The following is a 19,321-nucleotide window of genomic DNA, read 5'->3' as shown; positions in this document are numbered from 1 at the left end:
GGGAGCACCCCCTCTGCCGGGCATCTCCCCCACAAGGGTGGTTCTGGAACGCCTATCTGCCCGACGAGGCCAAGCGCAAGGAGCCGACGGCCTCAACGCTGCAGGCGTCGCTGGAGCAGTTGAACGGGTTGCCGCCGGCGCTGGTCATCGTCGACGAGAACGACGTGCTGCGCAACGAAGGCGAGGCCTATGCCCGCAAGCTCAGCCAAGCCGGTGTCGCGTCACGTCGATGCGCTATAACGGCACGATCCACGATTTCTTGCTGCTGAACGCCATTGCCGAAACGCCTGCCGCGCGCAGCGCGATTGCGGTCGCGAACGACACGCTTCGCAGCGCGCTTCACAAGTAAAACCAATCAGTCTGCGGACGAGAGAGGCCCGGTGGTTTCACCGGGCTTTCTGCTTCTTGGAAGCGATTTGGCAAATTGCCAAGCCTTCTTCCATTTCGGCGTGATCACGCCGTTGGCAGCGCGGATATTGTTGATGAACTGCAGCGTCGCCGCTTCCCAGGAATATCGCATGGCAAGCTCACGCGCCTTGCCGCGCGAGGCGGAAAGGGCGGCAAGGCAGGCGGCCTGCAGGTTCTGGTCGAGCGCCCCGACTTCGCTAACCTCACCGATGATGTCGAGCGGGCCGGTGACCGGATAGGCTGCGACCGGCACGCCCGATGCCAATGCTTCGAGGATGGTGTTGCCGAAGGTGTCGGTGAGCGAGGGAAAGACGAAGACATCGGCCTGGGCGTAGGTTTTCGCCAGATCCTCGCCGAACTGCACGCCGGCGAAGAAGACGTCGGGGTATTGCTTTTCAAGCTCGGCGCGGGCAGGACCGTCGCCGACGACGACCTTGGAACCCGGCAGATCGAGATCGAGGAAGGCCGGCAGGTTCTTTTCCAGCGCCACGCGGCCAACGGTCATGAAGATCGGGCGCGCCAAGCCGAACGGGTTTTCCTCGAGCGCCATCGGACGGAACTGCGTGGCGTCGATGCCGCGGCTCCAAGGCATGAGGTTGCGGATGCCCTTTTCCGACAGTTCGCGGGCAAGGCTTGGCGTCGCCACCATGCAGCCGGCGCCGCCATTGTGGAACCAGCGGACGAAGGAATAGAGCCAGCTCTTCGGTATCGGCAAGCGCGCGGAGACATATTCCGGGAAGCGGGTGTGGTAGCTCGTCGAAAACGGCATGCGGTTCTTCAGGCACCAGCGGCGCGCCGTCAGCCCCAGTGGGCCTTCGGTGGCGATATGCACGTAGGAGGGATTGTGCTTTTCGATCTCGCGGGCGATGCGGCGGTAGTTGGCGATCGACAGGCGGATCTCAGGATAGGTCGGGCAGGGGATGCTGTTGAAGCGCTCCGGCGTCACCATGGAAACCTCGACGCCCATCCTCGCCAGTTCGCGATTGGTGTTCTCGATCGAGCGCACGACGCCGTTCACCTGCGGGTGCCAGGCATCGGTGACGATCACCAGCCTCTCGGGCAGGTTTCCCGCGGCTGCGGCATTGGCCCAACTCTCGCCGCTATAAGTGTTTGCCGGACGTTGCAGCATGTCACGATTTCCATCCGCGTCGCAGTGATATGCCAACGCTCAACCCCTCAGCGGGGTTCCGGAACGGCGATTCCCGCTTGCCTATTTTGAGGCATGACTATGATGGAAATATTACAGCCCATATTGCGGAGATTGCAGGGCTTTCGCCGGCCTGATCGCCCGATTATGTCAGTGGCTGGCGGCGGTTCTTCATTTGAAACAAGAAGGTCGCGGCGCCGGTCGTGGACCGGCGCCGCTTGGGAGGTCAGGCGGCAGCAGAAGCCGAGCTTGCAGTCGGAACTTCCGAGATCGTCTTCAGAACCTGCGAAGCGATCTGGTAGGGGTCGCCTTGCGAGTTCGGGCGGCGATCTTCCAGATAACCCTTATAGTCGTTCTTGATGAAGGAGTGCGGCACGCGGATCGAAGCACCACGGTCGGCAACGCCATAGGAGAACTTGTTCCACGGAGCAGTCTCGTGCTTGCCGGTCAGGCGCTTGTCGTTATCGGGACCGTAGACCGCGATGTGGTCCATCAGGTTCTTGTCGAACTGCGCCATCAGCGCTTCGAAATATTCCTTGCCGCCGACTTCGCGCAGGTACTTGGTCGAGAAGTTGCAATGCATGCCCGAGCCGTTCCAGTCGGTGTCGCCGAGCGGCTTGCAATGATACTCGATGTCGATGCCGTATTTTTCCGTCAGGCGCTGCAGCAGGTAGCGCGCCATCCAGATCTGGTCGGCAGCTTTCTTGGAGCCCTTGCCGAAAATCTGGAATTCCCACTGGCCCTTGGCCACTTCGGCATTGATGCCTTCGTGATTGATGCCGGCAGCGAGGCAGAGATCGAGGTGCTCTTCGACGATTTCGCGGGCAACGTCGCCGACGTTCGAATAGCCGACGCCGGTGTAATAAGGGCCCTGCGGAGCGGGGTAGCCCTGCTCAGGGAAACCAAGCGGACGGCCGTTCTGGTAGAAGAAATATTCCTGCTCGAAGCCGAACCATGCGTCTTCGTCGTCGAGGATGGTCGCGCGAGCATTCGATGCGTGCGGCGTGACGCCATCCGGCATCATGACTTCGCACATGACGAGCGCGCCGTTGGTGCGGGCCGGGTCCGGATAAATGGCGACGGGCTTCAGCACACAATCCGAGCTGCGGCCTTCGGCCTGCTGCGTCGAGGAGCCATCAAAGCCCCAGAGTGGAAGCTGTTCCAGCGTCGGAAATTCGTCGAATTCCTTGATCTGCGTCTTGCCACGCAGGTTCGGTACCGGTGTGTACCCATCGAGCCAAATGTACTCGAGCTTATATTTTGTCATCGTGACTCTCTCAATGCTACGAAGGTGAGCAAATCCGGAGGTGATCTCGGCGCGCAAGCGCATCCGACCGCCAGGGGATGACACTCTAAAAGCATGTAGCGTGCCAGTTTTGGCGCTACGCGAAAGAAAAATCGCGAATCGGCGTGCCGGCGGGTTTTTTAACTTTCGGAAAATCGGGCTGTTTTTAACGTTCATAGACAGTATCGCCCATGAAAACGCACTTCTCCCGTCTGGAACCGGATGAAAATTACGGCGTTAGTCTGAAATGATGAAGTGTTAAACAAATTATCGGAAGCTTTTGGTCGAGGCAGCATGCCGACCGATTACAATTGCAACATTGCCCTTATTTTATGCAATTTGCATAAACTATGTGCATTGTGCTATGTAGATGGTCCTGAAATGTTGATGCGCCGAACTGAATGGAGGCGATCTCATGCCCACCGGTTTCCATCGTGAATCCGCAACGATCTACCAGTTTCCCGTTAAGGCGACACGAAACGCCAACCGGTTCGAACGCGCCAGGCTGATGGAGCGCGAGGCCGCAGACGTCTGCGATGCTGCGCTCGACAGCTGCTGGTACCATGACGAGGCGGTTCGCGACGCCGATCGGCCGACAAAGTCCTGATTTCCCCTGGATCAGGATGTTTTTAGGCCCGATCGGCCTGAAATCCCTGATCTAGATCAAAGAAATAGAGCATGATGTCGTCCGAAAACCGCGCACACTTTTCGGCATCATGCTCTAGCAACGGGGCGAACGATGCCGACAAGGCGGAGAGCGCTCGCACATGGCGTTCAACCTGCGTCAGCATGTGCGGCCTAAAAGCATGTCTCGCTAAGCGAATCTGTAAGATCGCGCCGCTTTAGCCGCCATCCAATCCAAGCTTTTCCTTTATGACCAATGCACCATGTTCGCTGACGACGCGGGCAGCGACCTTTGCTGCGAAGCGGGCGGCGGCAGGTGCATCGCCGGCTTCAAGATATCGTGCGAGAAAAGCGCCGTTGAAGCTGTCGCCGGCGCTGGTCGTGTCGACCACCTTCTTCACCTTTTCGGCCGGAACGAAGGTTTGCTCGCCGGCAAAATTCAGCGTGACACCGTCAGCGCCGTTCTTGACGACGATATGGACGGCGCCCAGTGCGCGATAGCGGTGGATCGTCGCCTCGATGGAATCATCGCCGAAATGGGCTGCCTCGTCGTCGAAGCTCGGCATGACGAGCACGGAGGAGCGGGCGCCTTCGCTGATCGTCGTGTGCATCACGTCGTAGCTCGACCAGAGCCGCGGGCGGATGTTCGGATCGAAGACGACGAGCTTGCCGGCGGCCTTGGCGCGACGGACCTCGGCAAGCAAAGTCTCAGCATCCTCATGCGGCAGGATGGCAAGGGTGATGCCGGAGAAATAGACGACCTCAGCGCTTTCCACCGCCTCGCGCAGGCGGTCCGGATCGGCGGCCAGGCTGCGGGCCGCCGAACTGTCGCGCCAGTAGCTGAAGGAGCGTTCGCCATTTTTCAGGTTGATCATATAGAGGCCGGGCGTCCTGCCCCTGATGCGGCGGATGAGGCTGGTGCCGATGCCCGCCTTGTCGATGAAGCCGACCATTTCGTCCGACATGGCGTCGTCGCCCAGGGCGGTGTAGTAGTCGACCGACCAGTCGGCGGCAAGGCAGGCGCGTGCATACCAGGCGGTGTTGAAGGTATCGCCGGCAAAGCCCTTGCGCAGCAGGCCGTCGCCTGCCTGCGAGAGTTCCACCATGCATTCGCCGATCGATAGAAACCGTCTGCTCACCTTGTCCTCCCGGCATTTGAGGGCCGCGTCCAACGAGACGCGCTATCACTTTGAATTGGCGCATAATCCTTTCCGAAAATCGATCCCGATTTCCGGAAAGGATTATGCGCCGGTCTTCATTCGCTGATACGCGGAGCTAGGCTGAGTGACAAGCGTCGATATCACGAGAGAGATGAAAGCCCGCCTTCACGGACGATGCGAGGGCGGCTTCCCAATTCTTATTCGTGGATGGTGTAGCTGCCCATCGCGCAAAGGTCCTGCGCATCTTCAGTGGTTGCGAGGTTGGAATCTTCCTCGAATTCGAAGCGCATGTCGTATTTGCAGACGGTGCGGCCGTCGGCGATGGTGATATTCATGGTTTCGCCCGGATCGAGAACGTTGTCGCCGAAGACGTCTTCTTCCCAGTCGTCGACGCCGGTCGGCGAACTATAGAAGTGCGTCAGGACGGAGTTTGTTCCGTTGATGAGCTTGAAGGTCAGATCTTCGGCATGCGATGAAACCGCGGAGACGGCAATCATGGCCGCGGTTAGTGCGATTACACCTGATATTTTCGATTTCATATATGCGTTCCCCTGGCTTACGATTAGGCCGAAATGGGATAGCACGCGCTCATAAAATCTTTCTTATTGGGGACTTTGGAACCAAAAATAGTCTGCTTCCATCCGAGAATGAATGGGGCATGGGGCATTTAAGGCGAAGGCCGCTTGCGCGGCCTTCGTTCCGTTTATGGCCTGTCCATATGATAACAGGCGGCCGACTGGCCGGGGCGAACGTGCTCGGTCGGCGGCATTTCGGTGCGACAGATGTCGGTCGCCTTCCAGCAGCGCGGCGAGAAGACGCAGCCTTTCGGCGGGTTGAGCGGCGAGGGTGGGTCACCCTGCAGGCGGATGCGGGTGCGCAGGCGCGCAAGCTTTGGATCCGGGATCGGGGCGGCGGAAAAAAGCGCCTGCGTATAAGGGTGTGCCGGATGATCGAAGACAGTGGCGCAGTCACCTGCTTCCACCACCCTGCCGAGATAGAGCACCAGCACATCGTCTGAGATCAGACGCACGACGGAGAGATCGTGGCTGATGAAGATCAACGTCAGGCCGAATTCCTTGCGCAGCTTGCGCAGAAGCGTGATGACCTGGCCCTGGATCGAGACGTCGAGGGCCGAAACCGGCTCGTCGCAGATGATGAGCTTCGGCTTGGTGACGACCGCGCGGGCGATGCCGATGCGTTGCGCCTGGCCGCCGGAGAATTCGTGCGGATAGCGGTTGATCATCTCGGGCACCAAGCCGACGGCGGTCATGATCTCGCGAACGCGCTCCGTGCGTTCGGCCCTGGTAAGCTTCGGCTCGAAGACGGTGAGCGGCTCGGCAATGATGTCGCCGACCGTCATGCGCGGGTCGAGCGAGGCGATCGGATCCTGGAAGATGATCTGCATGTCGCGGCGGGCGGCGCGCATTTCCTCGTCTGACAGGTCGAGCAGGTTGCGGCCCTGCCAGAGGATACGGCCCTTCTGCGATTTCAACAGCCGCAGGATGGAACGGCCGAGCGTCGACTTGCCGCAGCCGGATTCGCCGACGATGCCAAGCGTGCGGCCTTCGCTGAGGTCGAAGCTGACATTGTTGACGGCGGTGAGGAAGATCGGCGGCTTGAAGAGGCCCTTTGCTGGCAGTTCGAATTGGGTCGTCAGGTTCTCGACCCTCAGAAGCGATCGGTCAGCCATGGTTCAGCAACTCCTCACGACGCGGGAAGGGGTGGTAACAGGCGGCGCAATGTCGCGGCGCCAGCGTTTCAAGCGGCGGCGGGCGGTCGATGCAATCGTCCTGGACCTGCGAACAGCGCGGCGAAAAATTGCAGCCTTTCGGCAGGTGCTGCAGGTTCGGCGGACGCCCGGGAATGACGACAAGGTCGTCGACATCCTGGTCCGGCCGCGGGATCGAGGCATGCAGCGCCGCGGTATAGGGATGAGCCGGATTGTCGAAGAGCTCATCGACGGGCGCCTCCTCGACGATGCGGCCGGCATACATGACGGCGACGCGGTCGGCGAGGCCGGCAACGACGCCGAGATCGTGTGTGATCATGATCAGCGCCGTGTTCATCTCCGCCGTCAGATCGTTGAAAAGATCGAGGATCTGCGCCTGGATGGTGACGTCGAGCGCCGTCGTCGGTTCGTCGGCGATCAACAGCTTCGGCCGGGTGAGTAGCGCCATGGCGATGACGATGCGCTGACGCATGCCGCCGGAGAGCTCATGCGGATAGAGATGAAAGCGCCGTGTCGGATCGGGGATGCCGACGCGTTTCAGCATGTCGAGCGCTGCGGCGGATGCGGCGCGTGCCGTCAGCCCGCCGTGCACCTCGAGCTGTTCCGTCAACTGCCGGGAAATCTTCAGCGATGGATTGAGGGCTGTCATCGGATCCTGGAAGACCATGGCCATGTCCTTGCCGCGGATCTGGTCGAGTTCGCGCGGTTTCAGCGCCAGCACGTCCTTGCCCTCGAGCAGCGCCTGTCCCGTCGTTTTGCCGTTCTTGGCGAGCAGCCCCATGATGCCGAGAAAGGTCTGGCTCTTGCCGGAACCGGACTCGCCGACGATAGCGATGCGCTCTCCGGGCTTGACCGTCAGGTTCATGTTCGAGACCGCCTTCACCTCTCCATCCGGCGTCTTGAAGGTGATCGAGTAGTCTTTGAGTTCGAGAAGCGTGTCTTTTTGTGTCTGCTGGGACATTCTTAGCGATCCTTCGGGTCGAACGCGTCGCGCAGGCCGTCACCGATGAAGAGCAGGCTGAGCAACAGGGCCACGAGGAAGCTTGCCGGGAAGACCAGCAGCCACGGCATGCTTTCCATGGCATCGGTTCCCTCGGCGATCAACGTACCGAGCGAGGTCAGCGGTTCCTGCACGCCGAAGCCGAGATAAGAAAGGAAGCTTTCGGTGGCGATGATTTCAGGCACCGTCAACGCTGCGAAGATCACCACGGGTCCGACGAGGTTCGGGATGATGTGTTTGATGATGATCTTGAACGGCCGCTGCCCGGATGCGCGGGCCGCTTCGATGAATTCGCGATGCTTGATCGACAGCGTCTGGCCACGCACGATGCGGGCCATGGTCAGCCATTCCAGCGCGCCGATGGCGGCAAACAGCAGATAGACGTTACGGCCGAAGATCACCATCAGCAGGATGACGAAGAGGATATAGGGAAGCGCATACATGATATCGACGAAGCGCATCATGATCGCATCCAGCCTGCCGCCGATGTAGCCCGAGACCGCGCCGTAGAGCACGCCGATGAAGACGGAGACGATGGTCGCCGTCAGCGCCACGGCGAGCGAGACGCGGGTGCCGTAAAGGACGCGGGCGAGAAGGTCGCGGCCGTTCGGGTCGGTGCCGAAATAGTGGCCGGTTTCGATCGAGGGCGGTATGCGGAAGGCCGCCCAATCCGGATCCTCGTAGTTGAAGGGAATGAACCAGGGGCCGAGGAAGGCGGCGAGGATCAGAACCGTCAGAACGACGATCGACAGGACGGCTGCCTTGTTGCGCCCGAGGCGGCGCAACGCATCCTTGGTGAGCGAGCGGCTTTCGGGCGCAAGGCCCTCCGCCTCCAGAAGCTCCTGGGCAAGCAGCTCGCGTTTTGCGGGGTTGAGGATCATCGGTTTCTCACTTTCGGATCGAGCCACGCATAGGCGATATCGACGAGAAGATTCAGGAACACGATGAGCACCATGTAGAAAATGACCGTGCCGAGAACCATGCCGTAATCGCGGTTCAGCGCTGCGTTGACGAAATAGCGGCCGATGCCGGGCAATCCGAAGATGCTTTCGACAACCAGCGAGCCGGTGAGAAGGTAGCTTGCGGCAGGTCCCAGATAGGAGACGACAGGCATCATGGCGGGCTTCAGCGCATGGCGCATGACCGTCAGGCGGGGGCCGATGCCTTTGGCCTTGGCGGTGCGGATGAAGTTCTGGTTCATTACCTCGATCATTGAGCCGCGCGTGATGCGCGAGATACGGCCGGCATGCGGCAGGGCCAGAACGACGATCGGCAGGATGAGGTATTTGATCGAGCCATCACCCCAGCCGCCAACCGGGAACCATGCGAGATGGATACCGAAGACGAGCTGCAGGATGGGTGCAATCAGGAAGTTCGGCAGCACGACGCCAATCAGGATGAGCGCGCCCAGAATATAATCCGGCGCCTTGTTCTGATAGAGCGCCCCAAGACAGCCGACGGCCACGCCGACAATGATGGCAATCAGGAAGGCAGCCGTACCGATGGTGAAGGTGTAGGGCAGACCGATCATGATCTGCTGGGCGACGGTGAAATCCTCACTGGCGAAGGAGGGGCCGAGATCGCCCCGGAGCAGGTCGCCGACGTAGATCAGGTACTGCTGGATGAGCGGCTTGTCGAGATTGTAGTGGATGGCAAGGTTCTTCAAGATCACCGGCGGCAATGGCCTTTCGCCATCGAAAGGGCCGCCGGGGGCAAGGCGCAAAACAAAAAAGCAGGCTGTGACGGCGATCCACAAAACGGGGATCGTCGATAGCAGGCGACGGAGGGCGTATTTGATCATGATCGTGGGCCGGTCCTTCCCGCAATGCGCGGGAAGGACCGTTTTCCCTTACTCTTTCATCGACAGCCAGCGGGTGCGGTGGATGTCCTGGATATTGTCGACGAAGCCGTCGATCTTCGGCGAAACGACATTCTTCGAGACGTAGTAGTAGATCGGCAGGGCGGCGGATTCATCCAGCGCCAGCTGTTCGGCTTTCTTGAAGATCGCGGCACGTTTGGCGAGATCGGTCTCGGCGTTGCCTTCCTTGATCATCTTGTCGTATTCGGGATTGGACCAGCGACCGTAGTTCATCTGCACGCCTGTCACCAAGAGGTTCAGGAAGTTGTCCGGGTCGTTATAGTCGGCAAGCCAGCCGGCGCGGCCGATTTCGACCTGGCCGCGCTGCATCTGGTCGTAATGCACCTTGGTTTCGGCGTTAACGAGCTCGACATCGACGCCGAGCGGCTTCCACATGGAAGCGATGGCGACGGCGATGCGCTTGTGGTTGTCGTTGGTGTTGTAGCTGAGCACGGCGTGCAGCGGCTTATCCGGGCCGAAGCCGGCTTCGGTCAGAAGCTTCTTGGCTTCTGCGACCTTCTCGCTATAGGGCAGATCCTTCCAGCTGACATAGGCCGGCTCGCCGTAGTTCGCCGTGCCCGGCGGCACCCAGGAATAGGCCGGCAGTTCGCCGGTGCCGAGGATCTGCGGGCCGATGACTTCGCGGTTGATCGCCATGGAGAGAGCCTGGCGGACACGCTTGTCGCTGAAGGGCGGCCTCTGCGAGTTGACGACGTAATAGTAGAGGCCGGAGAAGGGGGCGACATGCGCCTGGCCCGGCAGGTTCTTCTTCATCCACTCGTATTGGTCGGTCGGGAAGTCGGTGAGGATATCGAATTCGCCGGCGCGGTAGCGTTTCAGCGCGGCTTCCTGGTCTTCGAGCACGAAGAATTTCGCGCCATCGATCTTCAGGTCCTTGGTGTCGTACCACTGGTCGTTCTTGACGGTGGTGACATGCGAGCCCGGAACCCATTCGACCGGCTTGTAGGGGCCGTTGGTGACGATGTTGCCGATCTTGACCCAATCCTGACCCTTCGCCTCGACGACATGCTTCGGCAGCGGATAGGCGGTGTAATGCATCAGGGCATTGATGAAATAGGGAGTGGAGTTTTCAAGTGTAATCTCCAGCGTCTTGTCGTCGATCGCCTTGACGCCGAGCTGGTTGAGATCGGTGATCTCACCCTTGTTGATCTTTTCGGCGTTCTTGATGGTGAACTGCAGATAGGCATAATCGGCGGCATTCTTCGGGTCGACGAGGCGCTGGAAGGCGAAGACGAAATCTCCTGCCGTTACCGGCTGGCCATCGGACCACTTGATGCCGTCGCGAAGCTTGAAGGTGTAGACCTTGCCATCAGGCGAAATCGTCCAGCTTTCAGCCTGGCCGGGGATCGGATTATCCTTGGCGTCTTCGGTGACGAGGCCTTCGAAAATGTCGCCGGCGATACGGTTCTCCCAGTCGCCGGAAAGTTTCTGCGGATCGAGCGACTGCGGGTCGCCACCATTGTGAATGTTGAGCGTGGCCGCATGGGCCGAAAACGCCAGCAATGTGCCAAGCATTGCAGAGGCGAGAAATTTTTTCGTGAAATGGTTCATGGTGGGTCCACCTTTCTAGGCTTTTCGCCTTTATTAGATCATTTGTTCCCGGTGTTTGACCTCTTACGTGCAGGTCAGCGCGCACATTATCGCAAAGGCTTTGCGTTGCAACCCCAAATCCGGAGGATGGAAACGGGTTGTGGACAAGCCTATATACGTCTCCCCCTTGTCGGATCGCGACGACGCATCGCGGCGTTTCGCAACGCCTTCATAACCGCTTCACATGGTTGTCTTTTGTTTCGTCCGCTTTAGTGTGGCGAGCGCAAACGAGGCAGGAGATGTAGCCGATGGCATTGCAGGCAGGCGGGAGTGCGGACTGGTGGCGCGGCGCGGTGATTTATCAGGTCTATCCGCGCTCGTTTCAGGACACTAACAGCGACGGTCTCGGCGATCTCAGGGGAATCACCCGCCGGCTGCCGCATATTGCCAGCCTCGGCGTCGACGCGATCTGGCTCTCGCCCTTCTTCAAGTCGCCGATGGCCGACATGGGCTACGACGTTTCCGATTATTGCGACGTCGATCCGATCTTCGGCACGCTCGCCGATTTCGACGAGATGATGGCCGAAGCTCACAGGCTCGGCATCAAGGTCGTCATCGACCAGGTGATCTCGCATACCTCCGACCGGCATCCCTGGTTCATCGAGAGCCGGTCGAGCCGGACCAATCCTAAGGCGGACTGGTATGTCTGGGCCGACCCGAAGCCTGACGGCACGGCGCCGAACAACTGGCTGTCGATCTTCGGCGGGCCGGGTTGGGAATGGGATGGCGTGCGCCGGCAATATTACCAGCACAATTTCCTGACCTCGCAGCCGGACCTCAAGTTCCACAGCAAGGCCGTGCAGGATGCGGTCCTCGATACGGTGAAGTTCTGGCTCGACCGCGGCGTCGACGGCTTCCGCCTGGACACGGTCAACTATTATTTCTGCGACAAGCTGCTCAGAAGCAATCCGCCGCACGAGCCCGACGAGGATGACGCAGGCCTCGATGCGCCCGATACCAATCCCTACGGCATGCAGAACCATCTTTATGACAAGACGCAGCCGGAAAATGTCGATTTCCTCAAACGCTTCCGGATGCTGCTCGATCAGTACGAGGATCGCACGACTGTTGGCGAGGTCGGCGATGGAGCGCGTTCGCTGAAGACGGTTGGCGCCTATACGAGCGGCGGCGACAAGCTGCACATGTGCTACACATTCGATCTGCTCGGGCCGGATTTCACCGCCGAGCATATCCGCGGCTGCGTCGAAGCCTTCCAGAAGGCGGTCACGGACGGCTGGGTGTGCTGGGCTTTTTCCAACCACGATGTCATGCGCCATGTCAGCCGGTTTGCGCTGACGGAGGAAGAGCGCCCTGTCATCGCCAAGCTGGCGATCTCGGTGCTTGCAGCGCTGCGCGGTTCGATCTGCCTCTATCAGGGCGAGGAACTCGGCCTGCCCGAAGCGGAACTCGCCTTCGAGGATCTGCGCGATCCCTACGGCATCCGCTTCTGGCCGGCCTTCAAGGGCCGCGATGGATGCCGCACGCCGATGCCCTGGGAAGCCGGCAAGGCGCATGCGGGCTTCACCTCCGCGGAAAAGAGCTGGCTGCCGGTGCCTTACGAGCAGGCCGCGCTTTCGGTGGATACGCAGGAGGCGAGCGAAAGCTCGGTGCTGCATCACTACCGCAGGACGCTCGCATTCCGGAAGAGCCAGCCGGCGCTGATCGACGGCGACATGACCTTCATCGGCACCAATCAGGATCTGCTCGCCTTCACTCGCGAAAAGAACGGAGAAAAACTGCTCTTCGTTTTCAACCTGACGCGCAAACCGGCGGAATTCCGCCTGCCTGATGGCATGGTGCTCGGGGAGCCGCTTGAGATGCCGGGCTTCGAGGTTGTGGCTGGCACGGGGCTCGTGAAGCTTGCGGCGCTGGATGGGTTTTGTGCGCGGGTTTGATACCTCGCGAGACCGGTTTCCGGTTGTGGAAATGGCGAATTTGACAGGGCTGTATTTTTTAACTTACAATTGATATGTTCATCTTGAAGCAGACAGCTACTTTTCGAAAGTGGCACAAAAAGTTGAAGGATGGAAAGGCCAAGGCGACGATTGCCTTGCGTCTTCAGCGTCTCGCGACCGGGCATGCCGGCGACGTCTCACCGATCGGCGAGGGGCTGAGCGAACTGCGCATTCACTATGGGCCTGGCTATCGGGTCTATTATTGTAAACGCGGAGAAACTATCATCGTGCTTCTCTGCGGCGGCGACAAAAGCACGCAGGAAACCGATATACGAACGGCAAAAAGAATCGCCTCGGAATGGAGCGACGATAATGGCTGAACAGATTTTCGACTTTGATCCGGCTGAGATGCTTGATTCCGACGAGGCCATCGAAGCCTTTATCATCGAGGCATTGCAGACGGGAGACGCGAAATTCATCGCGTCCGCTCTTGGTGTCGTCGCGCGTGCCAAGGGCATGAGTAAGATCTCCAGGGAAACAGGCCTTGCTCGCGAGCATCTTTATAAGGCACTGAGCGAAAACGGAAATCCCACCCTGGAGACCACGCTGGCGGTCATGAAGGCAATCGGGCTTGAGCTGACGACCAAGCATCACGCGGTCTGAGAGCGTCTGCCGCCGGCGATTGATCACATCACCCGATGAGCGCGAACTTGTCCACATCCACCATACCGCGGTCGGATATTTTCAGGTGCGGGATGACCGGCAGTGGCAGGAAGGCGAGCTGGAGGAAGGGTTCTTCCAGCGTGGCGCCCAGCGCCAAGGCGGCTTTGCGCAGCTGGTGGAGCGTATCGCGGACCGTCTCATAGGGCTCGAGGCTCATCAGACCGGCGATGGGCAGGGCGATTTCGCCGGTGACCTTGCAGTCTTCGACGACGACGAAGCCGCCCTTGATCTCGCCGAGGCGGTTTGCGGCACGTGCCATGTCGTCCTCGCTGACACCGACCACGCAGATATTGTGGCTGTCATGGCCGACGGTCGAGGCGATCGCACCCTTCTTCAGGCCGAAGCCCTGGACGAAGCCGTTGGCATGGTTGCCGTTCTTGCCATGGCGTTCGATGACGGCGACCTTGATGATATCGCTGGCAAGATCGACCGTCGTCTCGTTGCCCCTGACGGGCAGGCGATAGCGGCGATGTTCGGTGATGATCTTGCCCGGTATGACGCCGATGACAGGCGTTTCGCCTTCGGCGACCGGGACGCCGAAATGGGCGGCGTTGACGGGCCGGGCCTTGACGCTGTCGAGGCCGATTGGGGCAACCGGTCTGCGCGAGGAAAAGAGCGCATCGGTGACGCGGCGGCCGGCCGAGAAAACCATGTCTGCGCGGCAGTTTTCCAGACTGTCGAGCACCACCAGATCGGCGCGCCAGCCCGGCGCGACCAGACCACGGTCTTTGAGGCCGAAGGCGCGGGCGGCCGAGATCGAGGCGGCGCGATAGATCGCCAGGGGCTCGACGCCGCTTGCGATCGCCGTGCGGATCATGTGATCGAGATGGCCCTGTTCGGCGATGTCGAGCGGATTGCGGTCGTCGGTGCAGAGCGCGAGAAAGGGCGACAACCGCTCGGTGATGATGGGGATCAGCGCCGCGAGATCCTTGGAGACCGAACCCTCGCGTACGAGGATATGCATGCCCTTGCGGATCTTTTCCAAGGCTTCGCCGGCGGTCGTGCATTCGTGCTCGGTGCGGATGCCGGCTGAAAGGTAGCCGTTGAGGTCGTTGCCGGAGAGCAGCGGCGCGTGACCGTCGATATGGCTGCCCTGGAAGGCGTCGAGCTTGGCCATGCAGACGGGATCCTTATGGATGACGCCGGGGAAATTCATGAATTCGGCAAGTCCGATCACCTTCGGATGGTGGCGGAAAGGCAGGAGGCGCTCGATCGGCAGATCGGCACCGGAGGTTTCGAGATGCGTCGCCGGAACACAGGAGGAGAGCTGGACGCGGATGTCCATGATCGTCTCCAGCGCGGATTCGAGAAAGAATTCGATGCCGGCGGTTCCGAGCACATTGGCGATCTCGTGCGGATCGCAGATGGCGGTGGTGACACCATAGGGCAGAACGCAGCGATCGAATTCATGCGGTGTGACGAGCGAAGATTCGATGTGCAGATGCGTGTCGATGAAGCCGGGAACGACGATCCTGCCCGATATATCGATCTCGGTTTCGCCCTGATAATTGCCTGAGGTGCCGACGATGCGATCGGCGCCGATGGCGATGTCCGACTGGACGAGTTCGCCGGTGACGAGATCGAAGAAGCAGCCGCCCTTCAGTACGATATCGGCCGGCACGCGGCCGACGCCCTGGTCGATGAGACGTTCGAGTCTGCTGGTCATGGCATTGCTCACATTACAACCGATTCCGAAACTTATAGCCGATCTACCGCGACAAGCGAGTGCCGCAAAACGAAACCGGGCGCCACAGGGGCGCCCGGTCGGTGACGGTCAGCGATGGTTTACTCGGCGGCGACGATCTTGCCGGCTTCCCACTTGTAGAGCGAGAAGCTCTGCGAGGTCAGGTCGCCGGTTTCGCCGTAGGTGACCTTGCCGATGGCGGTGGGGATTTCTTCGCCGCCCTTCAGCGCGGTCGCGACGGCTTCCGCATCCTCGGCACTGCCGGCCTTCTCGATGCCGGCTTTCAGCACTTCGACGGCGGCATAGGCGTTCAGCGTGAAGGCTTCGGCGGGGATGTTCTTGGCGGCGAGCGCGTCGGCTGCGGCTTTGGAATCCGGGCTCTTGGTGGCGTCCGAGGCGTTGGTGAAGATCGTGCCTCCTGCCGCATCCGTGCTGATTGCCCAGAATTCGGTGTTGGAGAGTCCGTCGCCGCCGATGATCGTCGCGTTGGCGGCGAGGTCATGCAGCTGGCGGGCCAGCAGGCCGCCTTCCGGATGGTAGCCGCCGAAATAGACCACGTCGACCTTCTCGGACTTGATGCGGGTGGTGAGCGCACTGAAATCCTTGTCACCAGGCGTGATCGCGTCGTTGATGACTTCTGTGATGCCGCCGGCGTTCAGCGTCGCCTTGAAGGCGTCGGCGAGGCCCTTGCCGTAGGCGCCCTTGTCGTTGACGATGGCGACGCGCTTGTCCTTGAAATTCTTCAGCACATATTTGGCGGCGACTTCGGCCTGCTGATCGTCGCGGCCACAGGTGCGCAGCACGTTGGTCAGACCGCGCTTGGTCAGGTCGGGGGCCGTCGCGGTCGGGGTGACCATCAGTACGCCATTTTCAGCAAGCACGTCCGAAACGGGAATGGCGACGCCCGATGTCACCGGACCGACGACGAAGCGGATGCCGTCGCCGACGACCTTGTTAGCGGCGGAAACGCCCTGTTTCGGTTCGCCGGCATCATCGGCCAGTTCGAGGACGACCTTCTCGCCGAGAATTCCGCCCTTCTTGTTGATCTCGTCGACGGCGGTCTGCGCACCGTTCTTCACCTGGTCGCCATAGGCGGCGACGGGGCCGGTCAGCGGCGCGATCAGGCCGATGGTGATATCTGCATGGGCAAGCGGCGCAAAGGCGAGCGACGCGATGAGGGTCGCCGTCAATGTCTTGAGGGTCATTGTCTGTCTCCTTGGATGGGGTCATTCGACCCGCGATGAGGTGCCGCGCCGGATTTTCCGGACCGTTCAACGGCCCCGGGCCGTGCCAAGGACGATCGATATCGGCGCGATCGATGCGCCCTCCGGCCATATTTGGCTCGAATGGGTGCAACGGCAAGATTTCTAAGAATTTTGCTGAGATTTCGCAAGTTGATAACAAAATGAAACGAAAATCGAGCCGATCCAGCGCGAAATAATCCAAAATCGTCGATCGTGGCGCCGTCTGCAGATCTCCGGAGGGTGCTGTACCCGCATCTGCGCGGTGCCGATGAGCCGGCCGAATTTCGCGAAACTCTTCGTCTTTCTGAATAGTCGAATTCGGTTTCGAGATTAACACTTGATTCTACCAATTAGAGTAGAATTATTGTTCGTGCATATATTGCTGCGATGCAAAAGAACGGTCGATAATAAACAGAGAGATATTTCAGGAACAGAGATCTGGATGCTCAAGCGTATCGAAGCCAGACAGGTGCGCAACGGAATGTTTGTGGAGGCGATCGAGGGTGCATGGCAGGACCCTCTTCTGTCCAAGCGAAGATTTCTGCTGCGCCGTGAAGCCGACGCGCTGAAAATTCGCAAGAGCGGCATTGAAGGTGTTATCATCAACACCAGCAGAGGCCTAGACATTGACGGTCTGCCAGGCGGCAATATCGAGGTCGACACGAAGGCGGCACGCGAGACCATCCAGAAATCCGTGCAGGTCCTGGAAAGCGTTTTCGGCCGGCTCCAGCATGGGGATGGCATCAGCTTCGATCAGGTGGCGCCGGTGATTTCCTCGGTCTCCAAGTCGATGGATGACAATCCCACTGTCTTTCTGAGCGTTACGCGTCTGAAATCCAAGGACGAAGTGACGTTTCTGCATTCGCTTTCGGTGAGTGCGCTGATGATCCTTTTCGGCCGTCATCTCGGACTTGACGAGACGACCGTGCAGGTGCTCGGCACGGCAGGATTGCTGCACGACGTCGGCAAGCTCGAAATTCCGCTCAAGATACTCAACAAGGAAGGGCGCCTGGACGAGGACGAGATCAAGATGATCCGCGATCATCCGGAAAAGGGGCACGCAATCCTGTCACGCCAGGAAGGCATGCCGGAGATCGTTCTCGACGTCTGCCTCAACCATCATGAGCGTATCGACGGCAAGGGCTACCCCCGCAGGCTTTCCGAAGCGCAGGTCAGCTTCCATGCGCGTCTTGCTGCGATTTGCGACGTCTATGACGCCATGACCTCCGTGCGGCCGTACAAGGCGCCATGGAGCGCGAGCCAAGCCCTGAAATGGATGCTTGGCAATGAGGGGCAATTCGATCGCCGGCTCCTGAAGAAATTCGCCCTCTGCCTTTCCGTCGCCGCCGTGACCTGAGGCCCGTCGATTTCCCAACAAAAGGCCTGCGTGGACTTAGCCCCGCCGCAGGCCGTGATGCCGGAAGCCTTCAGAGCTTTCTCAGATGTTGTTCTGCAGGATGGTCCGCAGCTTGCCGAAGAGCTCGTCGATATGGTGCTTCTCGATGATCAGCGGCGGGGAGAGTGCGATGATATCGCCGGTGGTGCGGATCAGCAGGCCGCTTTCATAGGCTTTCAGGAAAGCGGTGAAGGCGCGCTTGGTGGGCTCGCCGGCGATGGGGTCGAGTTCGATCGCGCCAATCAGGCCGGTGTTCCTGATGTCTATGACATTGGGGCAATCCTTCAGCGAATGCAGCGCGTCGGCCCAATAGTCGGAAAGCTCGGCGGCGCGTGTCAGCAGCCCCTCTTCCTTGTAGGTGTCGAGCGTCGCGAGTGCTGCGGCGGAGGCAATCGGGTTGCCGGAATAGGTGTAGCCGTGGAAGAACTCGATCATGTGTTCCGGGCCGTTCATGAAGGCATCATGAATCTCGGAAGTGACGAAGACGGCTCCCATCGGAATGACGCCGTTGGTCAGTCCCTTGGCGGCGGTGATCATGTCGGGCTTGACGTCGTAATATTGCGCGGCAAAGGGGGCGCCGAGGCGACCGAAGCCGGTGATGACCTCGTCGAAGATCAGAAGGATGCCGTGTTTGGTGCAGATCTCGCGCAGCTTCTGCAGGTAGCCCTTCGGTGGGATCAAGACGCCGGTGGAGCCCGCCACCGGCTCGACGATGACGGCGGCGACGGTCGAGGCGTCATGCAGGGTGACGATACGCTCGAGCTCGGTGGCGATGTCGCCGCCATGCTCGGGCTCGCCGCGGGTAAAGCTGTTCTTGCCGGGCTGGTGGGTGTGGGGCATGTGGTCGACGCCGGTCAGAAGCGTGCCGAACATCTTGCGGTTGGTGACGATGCCGCCGACGGAGATGCCGCCGAAATTGACGCCGTGATAGCCACGCTCGCGGCCGATCAGGCGAAAGCGTGATCCATTGCCCTTCACGCGGTGATAGGCGAGCGCCACCTTGAGCGCGGTCTCGACGGATTCGGAACCGGAGTTGGTATAGAGAACGTGGTTCAGGCCTTCCGGGGCAATGTCGACCAGGCGGTTCGCCAGTTCGAAGGCCTTGGGGTGGCCGAGCTGGAAGGCCGGCGCGTAATCGAGTTCGCCGGCCTGCTCGCGGATCGCCTCGGTGATCTTCGGGCGGCAGTGGCCGGCATTGACGCACCAAAGGCCAGCCGTGCCGTCCAGCACCTGACGGCCGTCATGGGTCGTATAGTACATGTCCTTGGCGCCGACGAACAAACGCGGCTCCTTCTTGAACTGGCGATTTGCCGTAAACGGCATCCAGAAGGCGCGAAGATCGTTCGGTGCATTGAGGCGATTGGACATGCTGTTCTCCTGGCCGCCGACGGCCCTTTTCCGGGGCTTCACGCCCATATTTTTACTGCCGGTCAAATTATCAGGGCTTCCCAAGGCGTCAACGGGAAAAGTCCCCAGAGCCCCTCCTGACGGGAGGCTCAACTTGCATCGCTCGATCCGGAATATCCAGGGTCAGGCACTGCAGGCCGCCCGTCATCA

17 protein-coding genes and 1 pseudogene are annotated in these 19,321 nt (G+C 60.2%); 6 read left to right on the top strand and 12 right to left on the bottom strand.

Annotated features, from left to right (window positions below; genetic code table 11):
- Positions 1 to 38: 38 nt before the first annotated feature.
- Positions 39 to 349, top strand: a pseudogene (locus GFM02_RS23225) (alpha/beta hydrolase fold domain-containing protein); the annotation flags it as partial.
- A gap of 6 nt (positions 350 to 355) precedes the next feature.
- On the opposite strand, the gene GFM02_RS23220 reads toward GFM02_RS23225, so the two are convergent.
- Together GFM02_RS23220 and GFM02_RS23215 are read right to left on the bottom strand one after the other, a co-directional pair.
- Positions 356 to 1,537 carry a glycosyltransferase family 4 protein gene (locus GFM02_RS23220; protein ID WP_020051170.1) on the bottom strand — a complete coding sequence of 394 codons (1,182 nt, stop codon included), beginning with the start codon at positions 1,535 to 1,537 and terminating at the stop codon, positions 356 to 358.
- Positions 1,538 to 1,781: 244 nt separating this feature from the next.
- Positions 1,782 to 2,822 (bottom strand): glutamine synthetase beta-grasp domain-containing protein, encoded by a 1,041-nt coding sequence (locus GFM02_RS23215; RefSeq protein ID WP_018481520.1) that lies wholly within the window; start codon positions 2,820 to 2,822, stop codon positions 1,782 to 1,784.
- A 433-nt stretch (positions 2,823 to 3,255) separates the two neighbouring features.
- Here GFM02_RS23215 and gstI point away from each other — a divergent pair, with 433 nt between their 5' ends.
- Positions 3,256 to 3,447: a glutamine synthetase translation inhibitor GstI gene (gene gstI, locus GFM02_RS23210; protein WP_168270633.1), complete on the top strand. Its 192-nt coding sequence runs from the start codon at positions 3,256 to 3,258 to the stop codon at positions 3,445 to 3,447.
- A gap of 235 nt (positions 3,448 to 3,682) precedes the next feature.
- Here gstI and GFM02_RS23205 read toward each other — a convergent pair whose 3' ends face one another.
- The 7 genes from GFM02_RS23205 to GFM02_RS23175 all read right to left on the bottom strand — a co-directional run bounded on the left by GFM02_RS23205 (position 3,683) and on the right by GFM02_RS23175 (position 10,783).
- On the bottom strand, positions 3,683 to 4,603 hold the full coding sequence (locus GFM02_RS23205) for a sugar kinase (protein WP_168270635.1): 921 nt from the start codon (positions 4,601 to 4,603) through the stop codon (positions 3,683 to 3,685).
- Between the two features lie 218 nt (positions 4,604 to 4,821).
- On the bottom strand, positions 4,822 to 5,163 hold the full coding sequence (locus GFM02_RS23200; protein WP_168270637.1) for a hypothetical protein: 342 nt from the start codon (positions 5,161 to 5,163) through the stop codon (positions 4,822 to 4,824).
- A gap of 164 nt (positions 5,164 to 5,327) precedes the next feature.
- The gene (locus tag GFM02_RS23195; RefSeq protein WP_168270639.1) at positions 5,328 to 6,314 is read right to left on the bottom strand and encodes an ABC transporter ATP-binding protein; all 987 of its coding nucleotides are present in this window, start codon (positions 6,312 to 6,314) and stop codon (positions 5,328 to 5,330) included.
- The gene (locus tag GFM02_RS23190; RefSeq protein WP_168270641.1) at positions 6,307 to 7,314 is read right to left on the bottom strand and encodes an ABC transporter ATP-binding protein; all 1,008 of its coding nucleotides are present in this window, start codon (positions 7,312 to 7,314) and stop codon (positions 6,307 to 6,309) included. The genes GFM02_RS23195 and GFM02_RS23190 overlap by 8 nt, the downstream gene beginning before the upstream one ends.
- Positions 7,315 to 7,316: 2 nt before the next feature.
- Positions 7,317 to 8,234, bottom strand: a complete 918-nt coding sequence (locus tag GFM02_RS23185; RefSeq protein ID WP_168322915.1) for an ABC transporter permease — start codon at positions 8,232 to 8,234, stop codon at positions 7,317 to 7,319.
- Positions 8,231 to 9,154 (bottom strand): ABC transporter permease subunit, encoded by a 924-nt coding sequence (locus tag GFM02_RS23180; RefSeq protein ID WP_020051165.1) that lies wholly within the window; start codon positions 9,152 to 9,154, stop codon positions 8,231 to 8,233. Before GFM02_RS23180 ends, GFM02_RS23185 begins: the two co-directional genes overlap by 4 nt.
- Before the next feature lie 48 nt (positions 9,155 to 9,202).
- Positions 9,203 to 10,783 (bottom strand): peptide ABC transporter substrate-binding protein, encoded by a 1,581-nt coding sequence (locus tag GFM02_RS23175; RefSeq protein WP_168270645.1) that lies wholly within the window; start codon positions 10,781 to 10,783, stop codon positions 9,203 to 9,205.
- A gap of 287 nt (positions 10,784 to 11,070) precedes the next feature.
- Here GFM02_RS23175 and GFM02_RS23170 point away from each other — a divergent pair, with 287 nt between their 5' ends.
- From GFM02_RS23170 to GFM02_RS23160, 3 genes are all read left to right on the top strand, one after another.
- On the top strand, positions 11,071 to 12,717 hold the full coding sequence (locus tag GFM02_RS23170) for an alpha-glucosidase family protein (protein ID WP_168270647.1): 1,647 nt from the start codon (positions 11,071 to 11,073) through the stop codon (positions 12,715 to 12,717).
- A gap of 74 nt (positions 12,718 to 12,791) precedes the next feature.
- Positions 12,792 to 13,097, top strand: coding sequence for a type II toxin-antitoxin system RelE/ParE family toxin (locus GFM02_RS23165; RefSeq protein ID WP_168270649.1), 306 nt, complete (start codon positions 12,792 to 12,794; stop codon positions 13,095 to 13,097).
- Entirely contained in the window at positions 13,090 to 13,380 is a 291-nt protein-coding gene (locus GFM02_RS23160) for an addiction module antidote protein (RefSeq protein WP_168270652.1), read from the top strand. Before GFM02_RS23165 ends, GFM02_RS23160 begins: the two co-directional genes overlap by 8 nt.
- A gap of 28 nt (positions 13,381 to 13,408) precedes the next feature.
- Here GFM02_RS23160 and ade read toward each other — a convergent pair whose 3' ends face one another.
- Together ade and GFM02_RS23150 are read right to left on the bottom strand one after the other, a co-directional pair.
- Positions 13,409 to 15,106 carry an adenine deaminase gene (gene ade / locus GFM02_RS23155; RefSeq protein WP_168322914.1) on the bottom strand — a complete coding sequence of 566 codons (1,698 nt, stop codon included), beginning with the start codon at positions 15,104 to 15,106 and terminating at the stop codon, positions 13,409 to 13,411.
- A gap of 119 nt (positions 15,107 to 15,225) precedes the next feature.
- On the bottom strand, positions 15,226 to 16,329 hold the full coding sequence (locus tag GFM02_RS23150; protein ID WP_020051159.1) for a branched-chain amino acid ABC transporter substrate-binding protein: 1,104 nt from the start codon (positions 16,327 to 16,329) through the stop codon (positions 15,226 to 15,228).
- 481 nt (positions 16,330 to 16,810) lie between these two features.
- On the opposite strand from GFM02_RS23150, the gene GFM02_RS23145 reads away from it, so the two are divergent.
- Positions 16,811 to 17,725, top strand: a complete 915-nt coding sequence (locus tag GFM02_RS23145; RefSeq protein WP_168322913.1) for an HD-GYP domain-containing protein — start codon at positions 16,811 to 16,813, stop codon at positions 17,723 to 17,725.
- Between the two features lie 81 nt (positions 17,726 to 17,806).
- On the opposite strand, the gene GFM02_RS23140 is transcribed toward GFM02_RS23145, so the two are convergent.
- Positions 17,807 to 19,132, bottom strand: a complete 1,326-nt coding sequence (locus tag GFM02_RS23140) for an aspartate aminotransferase family protein (protein WP_168322912.1) — start codon at positions 19,130 to 19,132, stop codon at positions 17,807 to 17,809.
- Positions 19,133 to 19,321 lie beyond the last annotated feature (189 nt).

It is taken from the genome of Rhizobium leguminosarum bv. viciae, assembly GCF_012276115.1.
Lineage (GTDB): Bacteria > Pseudomonadota > Alphaproteobacteria > Rhizobiales > Rhizobiaceae > Rhizobium > Rhizobium leguminosarum_T.
This window is presented reverse-complemented; position numbering and strand designations above follow the sequence as displayed.